This is a genomic window from Roseburia faecis (genome assembly GCF_001406815.1).
Lineage (GTDB): Bacteria > Bacillota > Clostridia > Lachnospirales > Lachnospiraceae > Roseburia > Roseburia faecis.
On record NZ_CVRR01000025.1, the window covers coordinates 1 to 15,939 of the forward strand.

Genomic DNA, 15,939 nt, shown 5'->3' on the forward strand with positions numbered 1-15,939 from the left:
GTCTCAGATCATCTATAAATTTATAGAAAGGATAAGTGCATAACCATCATTTCTACTGGCTATACACTTATTATACGAGGATTACACGTATGAAATTAGAATTTAAAAATGTAACAAAACAATACGGAGAAGTAAATGCTGTTAATAAAGTGAATTGTGTTATGGAAAAAGGAATTTATGGACTGCTTGGAGTAAATGGAGCAGGAAAGACCACATTAATGCGTATGCTTTGTACGATTGTTCAACCATCAGAAGGACAAATATTATGGAATGGTAAAGATATATGGAAACTAGGAGGTGAATACCGAGAAGTTCTGGGATATTTACCACAGGATTTTGGATATTATCCAGATTTGACCGTATATGATTACATGATGTACATTTCTTCTATAAAAGGGTTAAAAATACCGTTTGCCAGAAAAAAAGTGAAACAATTATTAAATCAAGTAGGAATGGAAAAATTCAGTAAAAGAAAAATGAAGAATTTGTCTGGAGGAATGGTTAGACGTGTAGGAATAGCACAGGCGATGTTAAACGATCCGCAAATTCTTGTCCTGGACGAACCTACCGCTGGATTAGACCCGAATGAAAGAATACGTTTTCGTAATTTAATTAGTGAATTGTCGGAAGAACGTTTGGTGCTCTTGTCTACACATATTGTATCGGATATTGAGTACATTGCGAATAACATTATGTTAATGAAAGATGGAGAACTTTTTTATGCAGGTACTGCGGAAGATTTAGTATCTTCTATGAGAGAAAAGGTATGGCAATGTAATGTTTCGAGAAGTATGATAGACAAATATATGAATGAATATTTGGTTGGAAATATAAAAACAACAAAAACCGGAGCAGAGCTTAGAATTATTTCAATAGAAAAGCCAACAGAAGATGCTGTGGCTGTGGAAAAAAATCTGGAAGATGCATTTCTATTTTATTTTGGAGAAAAATCGGAGGAAAAACAAGATGCTTAAATTAGAATTAAAACGAATTTTTTCAAAGAAAATTAATGTATTTGCAATCGGATTGGCATTGATACTTGCTGTCATTTTTAGCGGATTTGCAGTTACAAGTAATCGCTATGTGGATGAGAATGGAAATGCTAGTACTGGAATTATGGCAACAAGAAAACTTACAGATAACAGACGAGCATGGAAAGGTACATTGACAGAAGATGAACTTGGAAAAGTTATAGAACAAAATAAAAATGCGATGACACAATCCTCAGAAGAAAATGCGATTTACGGAACGACATTACAACCGATAGATGATATTAGGGGTTTTATAATATCGGTATTAACACCGGATGCAGAATATGATGAAAGTGTTCTGAATCAAATTACAGAAGAAAATGTGCAAGAGTTCTATGACACTTATCATAAAAATATGGAAAAGATGGCAGAAGAATATGGAAAGACTTCTGTACAGAAAAAATACTTGGAAAAGAAATATAATGAAATAAAATTACCAGTAGAATACGAATCTTATAGTTCGTGGGATACTATGATTATGTATGTAGAAACGTATTCTATTATTCTGGCAATCATAGTTGGTTTTATTTGTGCTGGAATATTTGCAGATGATTTTCAGACAAAAGCAGATGCAGTATTTTTCTCTACAAAGTATGGACGTACAAAAGCTGTTAAAACAAAAATACTGGCAGGAATAGCTACGACAGTTATGATTTATTGTATGGGAATTATATTACTTAGTGTGATTTGTTTTGGAATTATGGGAACCAGTGGTATGAATACACCTTATCAAATGTATCAGGCGTATAGTATTTACATTATGTCATATGGACAATACTATTTGTTGACAGTTGTATGTGGATTTATAGCCAGTATGCTGGCGGCTGTAGTGTCTATGTTAATAGCGGCTAAAATGCATACAATTAGTGTCGCTGTTTGCATTCCGTTCTTTTTATATTGCTTATTGCCATTTATAGGACGGGCACTTTCTGGGTATACAACGCTTTTCAATTTGATACCAACAATTTTGACAAATGTACAGGCAAGTGTAAAAGTCCCACTTATTTATCAGATTGGGAATTGTGTATTTCGACAAATTCCGCTTGTAATGGTAATGTATACAGTGATGGCAATAGCCTTACTGCCTTTTATTTATAAGAGTTTTCGCAGATACGGAAATAAGTAAAAATTGTATTCATACTCATGAAAAACAAAGTAAGTAAAATATTTTCTGGAAAAATCAAAGCATAATTTAAAGATTTACGGCGGGCAAGTTGCCCGCCTTAAATTGCACGTGTTAAAAGACCGGATAGAGTTTTTCGAGAGTATGAAACTTTTTCTGTAAAATAATGTTTATAAGGTTCTTCTATGATACAATAAATATCATTAGGAGGGCCTTTGATTATGGCAAGACAAAAGAAACCTGTACATCGTGTACAAATGACAGAAGGAAAACGAAACATCATCCATCAGCTCCTGGAAGAGTACGATATCCAGTCTGCAGAAGACATTCAGGATGCGCTCAAGGATCTTTTAGGCGGCACCATTAAGGAAATGATGGAAGCTGAAATGGATGATCATCTTGGTTACGAAAAATCCGAACGCTCAGATAATGATGATTATCGCAATGGTTATAAGCGGAAACAGGTCAACAGCCGGTATGGCTCGATGGAAATCGAAGTGCCACAGGATCGCAAATCAACGTTTGAACCACAGGTTGTGAAAAAACGTCAGAAAGATATTTCCGATATTGATCAGAAGATCATTTCCATGTATGCCAAAGGAATGACTACCCGGCAGATTTCCGAAACCATCGAAGATATTTATGGCTTTGAAACTTCTGAAAGCTTTATTTCTGATGTGACTGATAAGATCCTGCCACAGATCGAAGACTGGCAGAACCGGCCACTGGACGAGGTCTATCCCATTCTCTACATTGATGCAATCCATTATTCTGTAAGGGATAATGGCGTGATCCGAAAGCTTGCTGCTTACGTGATTCTGGGAATCAACACGGAAGGAAAAAAAGAAGTTTTAACCATCAGTGTTGGCGATAACGAAAGCGCAAAATACTGGCTTTCCGTTATGAATGAACTGAAAAATCGTGGTGTCAAAGATGTATTAATCATCTGTGCCGATGGTTTAACCGGAATCAAAGAAGCGATCGCAGCAGCTTTTCCAAAGACGGAATACCAGCGCTGTATTGTACACCAGGTAAGAAACACGTTGAAATATGTCCCGGATAAAGACAGAAAAGCCTTCGCTACGGATCTGAAAACCATTTATCAGGCCACAGATGAAAAGAAAGCTCTGGCAGCCTTAGAGCGTGTAACAGAAAAATGGACACCGAAATATCCGAATTCCATGAAGCGCTGGAAGGATAACTGGGACGCAATCTCGCCGATCTTTAAATTTTCAACGACGGTCAGAACGGTGATTTATACTACAAATGCTATTGAATCTCTGAATTCTACCTACCGGAAACTGAATCGCCAGAGAAGCGTATTTCCAAGCGATACAGCTCTATTAAAGGCACTGTATCTTGCCACATTTGAAGCTACAAAGAAATGGACCAGTACGATCCGCAACTGGGCACAGTTTGACATTGAAAAATACGTCAAGAACCGCAACAGACTCCGCTTTAAGGGGAATGATGTGGTGGATGAGGTATGCGATGTCGGAGAAATCACAGCTTAACTTCTGGACATTGTGACCAGAAGTTGTTTTACAACTGAATATGGAACTTATGATATGGGAGCTTTTCTAAAAATTATAATTCAGAGAAGCTCCCTTTTTATTTAAAAGGAGACAAACAAATGGGCTTTTTTACAACATCAGTAACAGGACTTAAAACAGTAGTAACCGCAATCGGCGCAGGTGTCGGCGTATGGGGAGTTATCAATCTTCTGGAAGGATATGGTAACGATAATCCCGGTGCAAATGCTCATGTACGGTAGAGAAGCACAAAGCAAAACAAGGATAGCCAGCCCTGCCACTATTCCGAAGTCAGGGGAACGCAATAGAAAAATTCATAGCTGTATGCTATACTTAATTAGCATTTGAACATATCAAGCTGACACAGCAATCTCTTTACTTGCCGTTAATGCGCGTCTACCAATAGTCCGCACAAAGCAAGAGTAGCGTAAAGGTATAAAAATTTCAAACTTCTTTGTAACGAAATTCCGATTTCTCCGTCTAACCTATGAAGCTGAAGGAGGTGATGACAAGTATGGACTATGAAAAGCTCTATAAAGCCTACTATTTACAGGTATACTCGTATACTATTTCTCTTGCCAAAAATCGTGAGATAGCAGAGGAAATCACGCAGAACACATTCTATAAGGCTGTTTCTACAACATCACAATTCAAAGGTAAGTCAGATGAATTGACATGGCTCTGCTCCATAGCAAAAAACCTTTACCATGATGAAATGCGAAGCCGTCAGCGAGTAACTGATGTGAGTGAAATCAATGACTTGCCATCAAATGAAAATGTTGAGAACTCAGTTGCAGATTCTGACATGGCGTTCCGCATACACCTCGTTCTTCACCGTTTGGAAGAACCATACAAAGAAGTCTTTCAGCTTCGCGTATTCGGGGAACTATCTTTTTCACAAATCGCTGCAATTTTTGGAAAAACAGAATCATGGGCGAGAGTTACTTATCATCGTGCAAAGCTAAAAATTCAAGAAAGGATGGATGAAAAGCATGAGTAAACAATGCGATATTGTTCGAGATATTCTTCCGCTGTATGTTGACGGTGCTTGTAGCGAAGCAAGCGCAGAGATGGTAAAAGAGCATTTGAACGCCTGTGCTGACTGTAACGCAATTTATCAGAAATTGCTTTCTCACACGAACGAAGATGTTCTTCACGAAGAAAGCGAAAGCGTTATTATGCGCCATGAGGCAAAAGAAAAGCAGAGAGGCAGAAAAAAGATAACGATTGCTGTTCTCGTTTCCATCACTCTTTGTATCATTGCAATTTTTACAGCTCTCTTTCTGTTACCTATAAACATTGCTTATGAGCCTGTCAAAATCGACTTCCCATTTGAGGTTGAAGATGTCGAAAGCGTTGAAATGTACCACTATGACGGAGTGCCTGCATCAGCAGAAAAGAAAGTAGTTGTTGCTGAAAATGATATAAAGACCCTGTATGATAAGTTCAAGGGCTTATCCTTAAAAGACAAAACAACTGAGGAAAATGCCGGAGCAGATGTGACCAGCTTTAGATTTAACCTCTCAGATGGAACAAGCTACGATTTGATTTACGCCTGCTATGGAGTTAAAAACGGCGAAATGAAGTCAGAAACAGGCGGTTTTAAGTATTTCACAAGTGCGGATATTGGCTCTTATTGGAACAATTTGAATACGGAACTTGAAGCAATTCCTATCAATGAGAGTGAATTGCCGTGAGCTGATAGCAAACCCAGCCGAGCCTGTCAACGGTCAAGATGAACGGCGCAAATGCGCCGCCGTTGACAGCCCCGCCCGTCTTTGCTGTTCGGTAATCAAGAGGGCGACAGCACAAGATGCTGCCGCCCTCTGCCATTATTCAGAAAGGGGGATTTTCCATGACCGAACACGAAAAGTATCAAGAACATATCCGGCATACACACGATGCCTTTTGCAAGGGTGCTTTTGGAAAGTCCAGAGCTTGCCGCAGCCCTGTCCGCACTATCACAGATGGAACAGGAAATCATTTTCTTGTACTACTTCCAACGATTGACGCATAGGGAGATTGGACGGAGATATGGACGGGCTGGCAACACAACCGGGCGGCGTATTCAGATGATTTTACGGCGGCTACGGGCAGAGTTGGAGGGTTTGTCCTATGAGCCAGCTACTTCCCTATGAGACAATCGTTAAGGCAAGCGAGGGCGACCCGGAAGCTGTTGCCGCCGTCCTATCCCATTATGCGGGATATATCCGCTCTTGTGCGAAAATGGACGGACAGATTAACACGGATATGCAGGAGCATATCGTCAGGCAACTGATAGAAAGCCTGTTGAAGTTCCGCTTTGACCGCTAAACAGAAAAGTTGTATAATTAGTGCCTGACAAATTAAACTTCAATGAGGGTAGAGCAAATGGAACAGATTATCAATTATAGAGACATACCCACAGATAAAAGGATTGACATATTAAATGCTCTTGAGCGAATAGGTTTTTTTCCGGCATACGGCGGCGTGAGAACAATGCAGCAAATTATGGAAAAGTCAGTTCCAGGTTCAGGCCCACAATTCTATTTCGTTTTCCGTGAAAATGAGTTGATAGGGTACAATTTTCTCATTGGGGACACTAAGAAATATAAAGCGTTCCCATGGCTTGCTATTAGCAATATGGATGAGCAGAAGTTGACTGTTTGTGAAGAACTGATGAAAATACAAATTGCCTTTTTTGAAGAACTCGGAATGCAAAAGATAGCAGATCATTGCGTTAGGATTATGGAAGATTACAGAAAAGGAATTGGAAAGCGGAAAGAAAGCGATTGCAGATAAATTCCATTTGAAAAACGGCTGACAATTTAATACCGCCGCCCATCACAGCGGTAGATAAGCAGTAAATCTTGAAAAGGTTTACTGCTTTTTTTGCGCCCATTTTCAAAAATCTTTGGCAAACCACACCGCCGGATTGTTGTAGGGAGCAGACAGGGAAAACAAAAAAATTTCCGCTGCGTTTGCCAAAACGACCCCTTTTCACCGTTGTAGTGGTGAACAGCGGGCAGAACACGCCGCCGCAATCGCTATATTGGTGGAGCAAGCCAGTATATCCGCAAACCAGAGCCGCCGAGGAAAGCGGTAGTTTTTTAGAGCAAGATTCTACCACGGTGCCAAAATCCGCATATCTGCGGTTTTGCCCCCTTTGGTAAATCTTGTTGGGGAGTGCCTTCCCCAAACCCTGCTCATGCGCCCTGTCGGGCGAGAAAGGAGGTCAACGCTTGAAGAAAAAATACAACACGCCCCACCGCTGCCATGTGGTCAAAACCCGCATGACCGAGGAAGAATACGCCGACTTTACCGAGCGGCTGAAACACTATGACATGAGCCAAGCCGAATTTATCCGGCAAGCCATTACACGGGCGACCATTCGCCCCATCGTTACCGTTTCCCCGGTCAATGATGAACTGTTGTCCGCCGTTGGCAGGCTGACCGCCGAATATGGAAAAATCGGTGGCAACCTCAATCAGATTGCCCGCGCCCTCAACGAGTACGGCACACCATACAACGCCCTGTCCGTTGAAGTCCGCGCCGCCATTTCTGACCTTGCTGCCTTGAAGTTTGAAGTCCTGCGAAAGGTAGGTGACGCTGTTGGCAACATTCAAACATATCAGCTCTAAAAATGCGGACTATGGCGCAGCCGAGCAGTACCTCACCTTTGAACATGACGAGTTTACCATGAAGCCCACCCTTGATGAAAACGGGCGGCTCATGCTCAGGGAGGACTATCGAATAGCCACGCTGAACTGCGGCGACGAGGATTTTGCCGTTGCCTGTATGCGCTCCAATCTCCGCTATGGGAAGAACCAGAAGCGGGAAGATGTAAAAAGCCACCACTACATTATCAGCTTTGACCCACGGGACGCGGTGGACAACGGTTTGACCGTAGACCGGGCGCAGGCGTTGGGCGAGGAATTTTGCCGGAAGCAGTTTCCTGGACACCAAGCCATTGTCTGCACCCACCCGGACGGACACAACCACAGCGGCAATATCCATGTGCATATCGTTATCAATTCTCTGCGGATAGCCGAAGTTCCATTCTTGCCCTATATGGACAGACCGGCAGACACCCGCGCCGGGTGCAAACACCGCTGCACAGACGCGGCGATGGAATACTTCAAAGCCGAAGTCATGGAGCTGTGCCACCGGGAAAATCTCTATCAAATCGACCTTTTGCATGGCAGCAAAAGCCGCATTACCGAGCGTGAGTATTGGGCGCAGCGGAAAGGGCAGGCAAAGCTGGACAAGGAAGCTGCCGCCTTGCCAGCCGAGGAGCAGCCAGCCAAGCCCACGAAGTTTGAAACAGACAAGGAAAAATTGCGGCAGGCCATACGCACCGCGCTGTCCTCTGCCACAAGCTATGGCGAGTTCGCCGCCGTTCTCTTGCAACAGGGCGTGACTGTCAAGGAGAGCCGAGGGCGGCTATCCTACCTCACGCCGGACAGGACAAAGCCCATTACCGCCCGCAAGCTGGGAGATGATTTTGACCGCGCTGCCGTTCTTGCCCTTTTGGAACAGAACGCCCACAGAGCCGCCGAGCAGACCGCAACCGTACCCGAATACCCCCGCAACATAAGGGAGCGTTTGCAGGGCAAAAAAGCTGTCCAAACCACCCCGGAAAAGGACGGTATTCAGCGCATGGTTGACCGGGCAGCGAAGCGAGCGGAGGGAAAGGGCGCGGGCTATGACCGCTGGGCGGCAGTCCACAATCTGAAACAAATGGCGGCTACCGTTGCCGCCTACGGGCAGTACGGCTATTCGCCGGAGGAGCTGGACGCAGCCCTGGTATCTGCCAATGCGGATTTACAGGACAGCACCGCCAAGCTGAAAGCCCTGGACGCTGCTATCCGGGAGAAAAAGGAGCTTCAGACACAGGTGCTTGCCTATGCCAAGACCAAGCCTGCCCGTGACGGTCTGAAAGCACAGAAAACGGAGAAAGCCCGCAGCACCTATCGGGAACGGCACGAAAGCGATTTTATCATAGCGGACGCTGCCGCCCGTTATTTCCGGGCGCATGGCGTTTCCAAGCTGCCAAGCCATAAAGCCCTGCAAGCGGAAATCGAGCAGCTTACCGCCGAAAAGAACGCCCATTACAACGAATACCGGGAGAAAAAAGCCCGTGTCAAGGAGCTGCATACCGTGAAAAGCAATCTTTCTCAAATCCTGCAAGGCGAGAAAGACAGAGAGAAAAAGCACGAACATGAGCGTTAAAAACCGCCCCGAAACGATACCAAAACAGGGATATGCCCTGCACCCTATCCGCAATACTGCCCACCTTTGAAACGGGGCGCACAGCGCAGGAAATCCCCGAAAATGACACCGAGAAACTACATTTTTACCGACCTATCCGCTTATACCAGCGGAAACGGCAGAAAGGAGCGAGAAATGCCACGCATGAGCAAAAAGCGGCGGTTGGAATGGAGCTTTTTCCTCAACCACCGAAACCGTATTACCTACAATGACCTTTGCCGGGGCTGCACACACGGCTGCAAGCAGAGCTTCCGGGCGATTATCGTCCTCTGCCCCCGGTATTTCTCTAAGAGATGGAAACACAGGGAGGACACCGCCAATGGCAGATAACCGCAAATATTACTACCTCAAACTGAAAGAAAACTTCTTCGACAGCGATTCCATTGTGCTGTTGGAGGACATGAAAGACGGGATTTTGTATTCCAATATCCTCTTGAAGCTGTACTTAAAATCGCTGAAAAATGGCGGCAGATTGCAGCTTGACGAGCATATCCCCTATACCGCCCAGATGATAGCCACGCTGACCCGTCACCAAATCGGGACGGTGGAACGGGCATTAGCCATCTTCCAGCAGTTAGGGCTTGTGGAGCAGCTTGACTGCGGGCTGCTTTATATGACCGACATCGAGCTGATGATCGGTCAATCCTCTACCGAAGCGGAACGGAAACGCGCCGCAAGGCTTGAAAATAAGGCACTTTTGCCGCCGCGGACAAATGGCGGACATTTGTCCGACATTCGTCCACCAGAGATAGAGATAAAGAAAGAGAAAGATATAGAGTTAGAAAAAGAGGGAGAGTTAAAGGGACAAGCCCTCGCCCGCAGCTGTGGCAGATATGAGAATGTATTTCTGACTGATACGGAGCTTTCCGAACTGCAAGCGGAGCTACCCGAAAAATGGGCGTACTACATTGAGCGGCTTTCCGGCTATATCGCGTCCACGGGCAAGAAATATAAAAACCACGCCGCCACTATCCGCAGATGGGTGGCAGACGATACCGCAAAGGCTGCCCCGAAACAGGGCATACCCGAATACACCTGCAAGGAGGGCGAGAGCTTATGAGTAATCTGTTTACAGAACGAGTTTTGAATATGACGGCTGTTACCCCACAGCCGGAGGACTACACGGGCGAGGACGGACTGCTTTACTGCGGCAAGTGTCACACTCCGAAAGAAGCCTACTTCCCGGAAAAGCAAGCCGCCCTGTTTGGGCGTGACCGCCACCCGGCAGAATGTGACTGCCAGAAAGCCCAGCGTTTGGAGCGTGAAGCCGCCGAACAGCGCAGAAAGCACCTTGACACCGTGGAGGACTTGAAACGCCGGGGATTTACCAATCCTACCATGCAGGAATGGACTTTCGCCAACGACAACGGGAAATGCCCGCAAATGGAGATTGCACACTTCTATGTGGAGCATTGGGAAATCATGCGCGAGGAAAATATCGGCTATCTGCTATGGGGCAAGGTCGGCACAGGAAAAAGCTATTTTGCCGGGTGTATCGCTAATGCCCTCATGGAGCAGGAAGTCGCTGTCCGCATGACGAACTTCTCTGCGATTTTGAATGACCTGACCGCCAGCTTTGAGGGGCGCAACGAGTATATCGAGCGTCTTTGCCGTTTTCCTCTGCTTATCATTGATGATTTTGGAATGGAGCGCGGCACAGAGTACGGTTTAGAACAGGTCTACAATGTGATTGACAGCCGCTACCGCAGCCGCAAGCCCTTAATCGTTACCACCAATCTGACATTGGACAGCCTGCAAAATCCGCTGGACACCGCCCATGCCCGGATTTATGACCGCCTTTTGGAAATGTGCGCCCCTATCCTCTTTACGGGAGAGAACTTCCGCCGTGAAACGGCGCAAGCCAAGCTGAACAGACTAAAAGAATTGATGAAATGAAAGGAGTTGCCTATGGCAGAGAACAAGCAGAACACCACCCCGGAACGCCGCCCGGACTGCGTGACAGAGATCCGCATGGGCAACACCGTCCTTGTCGTTTCCGGCTTTTTCAAAAAAGATACCACCGACACCGCAGCCGATAAGATGATGAAAGTGCTGGAGGCGGAAGCCGCCGCAGGACACAAAGCCCAGCTTTCGCCCTAACGCTACAAGCCGCACAGAAAAATCGTCATTTTACCGGGCGGTAAAGAAGCAGAAGCCGCTATACAGACAGCCGCCCCATGTGGTATAATCGAAATACGGAATAGTGGGGCTGGCTGTCGGAAACGGAGGATTTTATGTTAAGACAGACCACCCAGAAAATCACTGCCCTTTATCCAAGACTATCCCATGAGGACGAGCTGCAAGGCGAAAGCAATTCCATTTCCAACCAGAAGCGTATTCTTGAAACCTACGCAAAGCAGAACGGTTTTTCCAATCTGCGCTGGTACACGGACGATGGTTATTCTGGTGCGAACTTCCAAAGACCGGGCTTTCAATCCATGCTTGCGGATATTGAAGCCGGGAAAGTGGCTACTGTTATCGTAAAGGATATGTCACGGTTAGGGCGAAACTACTTGCAGGTGGGAATGTATACCGAGATGATTTTCCCACAAAAAGGCGTCCGCTTTATCGCCATCAACGATGGAGTAGACAGCGCACAGGGCGACAATGATTTTGCCCCTCTGCGGAACATTTTCAACGAATGGCTGGTGAGAGATACGAGTAAGAAAATCAAAGCTGTAAAACGGTCAAAAGGCATGAGCGGCAAGCCTGTTACGAGCAAACCCGTGTACGGCTACCTCATGGACGAGGACGAAAACTTCATCATTGACGAGGAAGCCGCACCCGTGGTCAAGCAGATATACCGTCTGTGCCTTGCCGGGAACGGTCCGACCAAGATAGCCCGTATGCTGACCGAGCAGGAAATCCCAACGCCGGGAACGCTGGAATACCGCAGGACGGGCAGTACACGCCGCTATCACCCCGGCTATGAGTGCAAATGGGCGACAAATACCGTGGTGCATATCCTTGAAAACCGGGAGTACATGGGCTGTTTGGTGAACTTCAAGACGGAGAAACCGTCCTACAAGACCAAGCACAGCATAGAAAATCCCATTGAGAAACAGGCAATTTTCGAGAACCACCATGAGCCTATCATCGACACCCAGACATGGGAGCGTGTGCAGGAATTACGCAAACAGCGCAAGCGTCCGAACCGCTATGATGAAGTGGGCTTGTTCTCTGGTATGCTCTTTTGCGCGGACTGCGGCAGCGTCATGTATCAGCAGCGTTACCAGACCGATAAGCGGAAACAGGACTGCTATATCTGCGGGAACTACAAGAAGCGCACCCATGACTGCACCGCACATTTTATCCGCACCGACCTTTTGACTGCGGGCGTTCTCTCCAATCTACGGAAAGTGACGAGCTATGCGGCAAAGCATGAAGCCCGGTTTATGAAGCTGCTGATCGAGCAGAACGAGGACGGCGGCAAACGCCGGAACGCCGCCAAGAAAAAGGAACTGGAAGCTGCCGAAAAGCGTATCGGTGAACTTTCCGCTATTTTCAAGCGGCTGTATGAGGACAGCGTAAGCGGTCGCATTTCTGACGAGCGTTTCACGGAGCTTTCGGCAGACTATGAAGCCGAACAGCAGGAATTGAAAGAGCGTGTTGCCAGAATACAGGCGGAGCTTTCCAAAGCACAGGAAGCTACCGTAAACGCAGAAAAGTTTATGAACATTGTCCGCAAGCACATGAACTTTGAAGAACTGACCCACACCCTCTTGCGTGAGTTTGTAGAGAAAATCGTTGTGCATGAGTGCAGCTACGATGAAAACGGCACACGCAGACAGGATATTGAGATTTACTATTCTTTCGTCGGCAAAGTGGACTTGCCCGAATGACCGCCCGCCCTATCCGATATCAAAGGCAAGTATCGGATAGGAAAGGCAAAATTTTTTACACTTCTATTACTTCTTTATCACACATAAGCAAAATCACAGGGTATCAAACACTTAGTGTCTTCTATGTGAAAAGATTTTAAAGGAAAAATGCACATCCTACGTAGATAACATGACAATTTCATGCAAAGCGAAAGGAGACACCATGAAAATCGAATACACAAAAGTGGGAGACTATTATTTACCGAATCTTGACTATCCGGAGGAAGCCAGACCGATTGGCTGTTGGGGAATGCTTCGGAAGGAATATCTGAAAGCACATAAATCTGGAACTTATACATATCTTCTTCTGACCGCCAGACTGGACAGCTATCTGGCAGATCTGAATGAACAGTCACAGGAACACTTTGAGCTGATTGAAGCTCAAATGCGAAGTGCGGAGGGAGTTACTGAGAAACTGAAGAGACAGAATCCTATGGAATGGGTACGCCACTGCAACAATATCCGCAACCGGGCTGCTGAAATCATCAAACAGGAACTGATTTATGTATAAGGGGGATTCCAGATATGAGAAGAGAATTGATTGAAAGTTATTATGAAGAATACTAGCGGGAACTGGAAAGATTTCTTGAATCCGATCCAGAGATGTTTTCTCTGGAAGCAGAAATTCATCATTACATAGAAATACTGGAACCAGTCCTCAGAGATGACGGACAGGAGATGTGGCAGGCATTGGACAGAATTATTTCAGCGAAAAATGCCATGGAAGGTATTGCGGCAAAAGAAATGTATATCCGTGGATTTCTGGATTATGAAAGGCTGGTGTGTGAGAAAGACAACCATATCTGAAATTTGAAAATGTGACAGCATAAACAAATAAGACCTTCTGTGAAAGCAATCAGCCACAGGAGGTCTTTGCTCTCCCACCTGCATAAAAAACACCTCTATTTTCGCATTGATTGATTCAGCAGATCGTACCGGTGTGGTACTGTTTTGCTGTGAGATAAGTATATAAAAAGCAAAGAGGAAAGGGATTGAGTGGAAATTGAGCTGGAATTGAGAAAAAAGATATATTGTGCTTACATTCTTCATGTACTCTTGTTGTGATTTCATTGTTTTTTATCGTATAATATGGATACTGAGGTGGTTTGGATGAAATACAAGATTTTAGTTGTCGATGATGATAAAGAATTGGTGAAAATGCTTTGTAGTTATTTTAATATGAAACAATATGAAACCATTACGGCTACAGATGGAATGGAAGCATTAAATAAAATAAAAATGAAACCGGATATTATTTTGTTGGATATCAATATGCCACGCATGGATGGGATTGAAGTATGTCGTCTGATACGCAGTAAAGTGTTATGTCCAATTTTATTTCTGACAGCAAGAGTTGACGAAGATGATAAAATTAATGGGTTGCTTTCGGGTGGGGATGATTATATTACGAAACCATTTAGTCTTCGGGAGTTGGAAGCAAGGATTGTCACAAACATAAAGAGAGAAGAAAGGCATCAACAAAAAACGGAATACCGTTTCATGGATGAAATGCTGATTGATTATTCTGAAAAAATAGTAGCTATAGCTGGACACAAGATGGAGTTCACAAAAATTGAATATCAGATTATTGAATTCTTATCCATGCATCCAGGGCAGGTGTTTGATAAAGAACGTATATATGCACAAGTCTGTGGATATGATGCGGAAGGGGACAGTAGAACGATAACGGAATTAGTACGGCGTATAAGGAAAAAAATAGCGGATTATTCAGAAAAAGAATACATAGAAACTGTATGGGGGATTGGATACCGATGGAAAAAATAAGAAACTTGTCGCTGAAAAAAACAATTCTGCTTTATCTTGTGATCAGCTTAACGGCAGCATTTCTGTTATCTGGATTTACAGTTCATTTTGCAAGAAATATGCAAAATAAAATATGGGAAAAATATATTAATTATGCAGATTACACGGACGTGTTTCAGCAATATGGAAAGAAATACGAGATTGAGATATCAAGACCTAATCAATCGCAGATGAATCGTTTGGACTATCATCTTTCGGAAATGTGTGACTTTATGGTAACATATTCGGTACTGATTTTTTCGATTGTTGGGAGTGTTGCTGCGGTATTCTTTTTTTATAAAAATAAGTTAAAGACACCTCTACAGGAACTAAAAGATGCCTCACAAATGATTGCAGATAATGAACTGGATTTTCATGTGTCCTATGAAAATAAAGATGAGATGGGAACTTTGTGTAAAGAATTTGAAATGATGCGAAGTGATTTAGCAGATAACAACAGAAAGATGTGGCGAATGATTGATGACGAGAAGGCTTTGCGGAATGCAATTGCACATGATATACGTTCTCCACTTTCCATATTGCGTGGGTATCAGGAAATGCTCTTAGAGTTTGTTTCTGCTGAGAGTATAAAAACAGAGGATGTTATTGATATCTTACAAACAGGCATGTATCAGATTGACCGTATAGAGCATTTCACGGAAAACATGAGAAAAATGTCCCATTTAGAACAGAGGGAACTGCAATGCTCAGAGATAGAGTTATCGGAACTGGCAAAAAAGATTGAGGTAGAAGCTGCCATGCTGTCCAAGAAGGAAAGTAAATTATGTAAGGTAGAAAGAGTGCAGGAACAAAACATTGTGAAAGTGGATGAGGAACTTGTCATGGAAGTGACAGACAACTTACTGGAAAATGCGGTTCGATATGCACAAAAAAGTATTGCTTTGCAGATAAAGAAAAAGGATGGTTTTCTTATAATTTCTGTTGAAGATGATGGAATAGGATTTGTGGATACTGAGGAAAAAGTAACAGAGCCATTTTATCATAAGAATCCACAAGATGATTTAAAGCATTTTGGCCTTGGTATGTATATTTCTCGTATTTTCTGTGAAAAGCATGGAGGAAATTTGAAAATATATAATGCCAGACAAGGCGGTGCTCATGTAGAAGCTCTTTTCAAAGCTGAATAAAAATACTTTATAAGGCTGAAATCACAAATAAAGTGGTTTTAGTCTTTTTTGTTGTGAATTTATTGAGAATTGATTTGTATGATGTTGTTTGGTTCTATGTCAAGATTTAGTACAAGTTAAAATGAGAAATTTCTCCCCATTTTAACCTGCCAGAAGCTCAGCCTCAGTGTG

Annotated in this window: 22 protein-coding genes; 21 read left to right on the forward strand and 1 reads right to left on the reverse strand. The window is 44.1% G+C overall.

The features are described from left to right. Positions 1-89: 89 nt before the first annotated feature. The 10 genes from M72_RS09625 to M72_RS09660 all read left to right on the forward strand — a co-directional run bounded on the left by M72_RS09625 (position 90) and on the right by M72_RS09660 (position 6,467). Positions 90-974, forward strand: a complete 885-nt coding sequence (locus M72_RS09625) for an ABC transporter ATP-binding protein (protein ID WP_055068067.1) — start codon at positions 90-92, stop codon at positions 972-974. Continuing rightward, a complete protein-coding gene (locus tag M72_RS09630) occupies positions 967-2,157 on the forward strand; it encodes an ABC-2 family transporter permease (protein ID WP_055068068.1) in 1,191 nt (396 codons plus the stop codon). The genes M72_RS09625 and M72_RS09630 overlap by 8 nt, the downstream gene beginning before the upstream one ends. A gap of 218 nt (positions 2,158-2,375) precedes the next feature. Next, a complete protein-coding gene (locus tag M72_RS09635; protein WP_082413866.1) occupies positions 2,376-3,668 on the forward strand; it encodes an IS256 family transposase in 1,293 nt (430 codons plus the stop codon). A 119-nt stretch (positions 3,669-3,787) separates the two neighbouring features. Then, entirely contained in the window at positions 3,788-3,928 is a 141-nt protein-coding gene (locus M72_RS16445) for a Maff2 family mobile element protein (protein WP_002594237.1), read from the forward strand. Positions 3,929-4,200: 272 nt separating this feature from the next. Further along, a complete protein-coding gene (locus M72_RS09640; protein WP_455677414.1) occupies positions 4,201-4,686 on the forward strand; it encodes an RNA polymerase sigma factor in 486 nt (161 codons plus the stop codon). After that, positions 4,679-5,383, forward strand: coding sequence for a zf-HC2 domain-containing protein (locus M72_RS09645; protein WP_055068070.1), 705 nt, complete (start codon positions 4,679-4,681; stop codon positions 5,381-5,383). The genes M72_RS09640 and M72_RS09645 overlap by 8 nt, the downstream gene beginning before the upstream one ends. Before the next feature lie 158 nt (positions 5,384-5,541). Then, complete coding sequence (locus tag M72_RS18305; RefSeq protein ID WP_243242809.1) at positions 5,542-5,703, forward strand: hypothetical protein; 162 nt, start codon at positions 5,542-5,544, stop codon at positions 5,701-5,703. Continuing rightward, positions 5,654-5,824 carry a sigma factor-like helix-turn-helix DNA-binding protein gene (locus M72_RS18310; protein WP_243242808.1) on the forward strand — a complete coding sequence of 57 codons (171 nt, stop codon included), beginning with the start codon at positions 5,654-5,656 and terminating at the stop codon, positions 5,822-5,824. The genes M72_RS18305 and M72_RS18310 overlap by 50 nt, the downstream gene beginning before the upstream one ends. Beyond that, positions 5,802-5,999, forward strand: coding sequence for a helix-turn-helix domain-containing protein (locus tag M72_RS09655; RefSeq protein ID WP_005946132.1), 198 nt, complete (start codon positions 5,802-5,804; stop codon positions 5,997-5,999). Before M72_RS18310 ends, M72_RS09655 begins: the two co-directional genes overlap by 23 nt. Positions 6,000-6,056: 57 nt before the next feature. After that, on the forward strand, positions 6,057-6,467 hold the full coding sequence (locus M72_RS09660; protein ID WP_015527903.1) for a hypothetical protein: 411 nt from the start codon (positions 6,057-6,059) through the stop codon (positions 6,465-6,467). Here the strand turns inward: M72_RS09660 and M72_RS17365 are convergent. Continuing rightward, positions 6,412-6,864, reverse strand: coding sequence for a hypothetical protein (locus M72_RS17365; RefSeq protein ID WP_195592398.1), 453 nt, complete (start codon positions 6,862-6,864; stop codon positions 6,412-6,414). The genes M72_RS09660 and M72_RS17365 overlap by 56 nt on opposite strands. 43 nt (positions 6,865-6,907) lie before the next feature. Here M72_RS17365 and M72_RS09665 point away from each other — a divergent pair, with 43 nt between their 5' ends. From M72_RS09665 to M72_RS09715, 11 genes are all read left to right on the forward strand, one after another. Next, positions 6,908-7,306 (forward strand): plasmid mobilization protein, encoded by a 399-nt coding sequence (locus tag M72_RS09665; RefSeq protein WP_040647222.1) that lies wholly within the window; start codon positions 6,908-6,910, stop codon positions 7,304-7,306. Then, positions 7,278-8,897: a relaxase/mobilization nuclease domain-containing protein gene (locus tag M72_RS09670; protein ID WP_055068071.1), complete on the forward strand. Its 1,620-nt coding sequence runs from the start codon at positions 7,278-7,280 to the stop codon at positions 8,895-8,897. Before M72_RS09665 ends, M72_RS09670 begins: the two co-directional genes overlap by 29 nt. A gap of 174 nt (positions 8,898-9,071) precedes the next feature. After that, positions 9,072-9,266 (forward strand): hypothetical protein, encoded by a 195-nt coding sequence (locus M72_RS17640; protein WP_006573562.1) that lies wholly within the window; start codon positions 9,072-9,074, stop codon positions 9,264-9,266. Continuing rightward, positions 9,256-9,996, forward strand: coding sequence for a phage replisome organizer N-terminal domain-containing protein (locus M72_RS09680; protein ID WP_055068072.1), 741 nt, complete (start codon positions 9,256-9,258; stop codon positions 9,994-9,996). The genes M72_RS17640 and M72_RS09680 overlap by 11 nt, the downstream gene beginning before the upstream one ends. Beyond that, positions 9,993-10,832 (forward strand): ATP-binding protein, encoded by an 840-nt coding sequence (locus tag M72_RS09685; RefSeq protein ID WP_055068073.1) that lies wholly within the window; start codon positions 9,993-9,995, stop codon positions 10,830-10,832. The genes M72_RS09680 and M72_RS09685 overlap by 4 nt, the downstream gene beginning before the upstream one ends. Positions 10,833-10,844: 12 nt before the next feature. Then, entirely contained in the window at positions 10,845-11,036 is a 192-nt protein-coding gene (locus M72_RS09690; protein ID WP_005946147.1) for a transposon-encoded TnpW family protein, read from the forward strand. A gap of 134 nt (positions 11,037-11,170) precedes the next feature. Further along, complete coding sequence (locus M72_RS09695; RefSeq protein ID WP_005933734.1) at positions 11,171-12,778, forward strand: recombinase family protein; 1,608 nt, start codon at positions 11,171-11,173, stop codon at positions 12,776-12,778. Between the two features lie 202 nt (positions 12,779-12,980). Further along, positions 12,981-13,328, forward strand: a complete 348-nt coding sequence (locus M72_RS09700; protein ID WP_242853381.1) for a TnpV protein — start codon at positions 12,981-12,983, stop codon at positions 13,326-13,328. 92 nt (positions 13,329-13,420) lie between these two features. Further along, positions 13,421-13,624, forward strand: a complete 204-nt coding sequence (locus M72_RS09705) for a hypothetical protein (protein ID WP_242853382.1) — start codon at positions 13,421-13,423, stop codon at positions 13,622-13,624. A gap of 303 nt (positions 13,625-13,927) precedes the next feature. Then, on the forward strand, positions 13,928-14,602 hold the full coding sequence (locus tag M72_RS09710; RefSeq protein ID WP_055068075.1) for a response regulator transcription factor: 675 nt from the start codon (positions 13,928-13,930) through the stop codon (positions 14,600-14,602). Beyond that, complete coding sequence (locus tag M72_RS09715; RefSeq protein ID WP_055068076.1) at positions 14,590-15,768, forward strand: sensor histidine kinase; 1,179 nt, start codon at positions 14,590-14,592, stop codon at positions 15,766-15,768. The genes M72_RS09710 and M72_RS09715 overlap by 13 nt, the downstream gene beginning before the upstream one ends. Positions 15,769-15,939 lie beyond the last annotated feature (171 nt).

Bases quoted from the DNA above. Each gene is read 5' to 3' on its own strand.
- M72_RS09625 (WP_055068067.1), top strand. From the start codon at position 90: ATGAAATTAGAATTTAAAAATGTAACAAAACAATACGGAGAAGTAAAT.
- M72_RS09630 (WP_055068068.1), top strand. From the start codon at position 967: ATGCTTAAATTAGAATTAAAACGAATTTTTTCAAAGAAAATTAATGTA.
- M72_RS09635 (WP_082413866.1), top strand. From the start codon at position 2,376: ATGGCAAGACAAAAGAAACCTGTACATCGTGTACAAATGACAGAAGGA.
- M72_RS16445 (WP_002594237.1), top strand. From the start codon at position 3,788: ATGGGCTTTTTTACAACATCAGTAACAGGACTTAAAACAGTAGTAACC.
- M72_RS09640 (WP_455677414.1), top strand. From the start codon at position 4,201: ATGGACTATGAAAAGCTCTATAAAGCCTACTATTTACAGGTATACTCG.
- M72_RS09645 (WP_055068070.1), top strand. From the start codon at position 4,679: ATGAGTAAACAATGCGATATTGTTCGAGATATTCTTCCGCTGTATGTT.
- M72_RS18305 (WP_243242809.1), top strand. From the start codon at position 5,542: ATGACCGAACACGAAAAGTATCAAGAACATATCCGGCATACACACGAT.
- M72_RS18310 (WP_243242808.1), top strand. From the start codon at position 5,654: ATGGAACAGGAAATCATTTTCTTGTACTACTTCCAACGATTGACGCAT.
- M72_RS09655 (WP_005946132.1), top strand. From the start codon at position 5,802: ATGAGCCAGCTACTTCCCTATGAGACAATCGTTAAGGCAAGCGAGGGC.
- M72_RS09660 (WP_015527903.1), top strand. From the start codon at position 6,057: ATGGAACAGATTATCAATTATAGAGACATACCCACAGATAAAAGGATT.
- M72_RS17640 (WP_006573562.1), top strand. From the start codon at position 9,072: ATGCCACGCATGAGCAAAAAGCGGCGGTTGGAATGGAGCTTTTTCCTC.
- M72_RS09680 (WP_055068072.1), top strand. From the start codon at position 9,256: ATGGCAGATAACCGCAAATATTACTACCTCAAACTGAAAGAAAACTTC.
- M72_RS09685 (WP_055068073.1), top strand. From the start codon at position 9,993: ATGAGTAATCTGTTTACAGAACGAGTTTTGAATATGACGGCTGTTACC.
- M72_RS09690 (WP_005946147.1), top strand. From the start codon at position 10,845: ATGGCAGAGAACAAGCAGAACACCACCCCGGAACGCCGCCCGGACTGC.
- M72_RS09695 (WP_005933734.1), top strand. From the start codon at position 11,171: ATGTTAAGACAGACCACCCAGAAAATCACTGCCCTTTATCCAAGACTA.
- M72_RS09700 (WP_242853381.1), top strand. From the start codon at position 12,981: ATGAAAATCGAATACACAAAAGTGGGAGACTATTATTTACCGAATCTT.
- M72_RS09705 (WP_242853382.1), top strand. From the start codon at position 13,421: ATGTTTTCTCTGGAAGCAGAAATTCATCATTACATAGAAATACTGGAA.
- M72_RS09710 (WP_055068075.1), top strand. From the start codon at position 13,928: ATGAAATACAAGATTTTAGTTGTCGATGATGATAAAGAATTGGTGAAA.
- M72_RS09715 (WP_055068076.1), top strand. From the start codon at position 14,590: ATGGAAAAAATAAGAAACTTGTCGCTGAAAAAAACAATTCTGCTTTAT.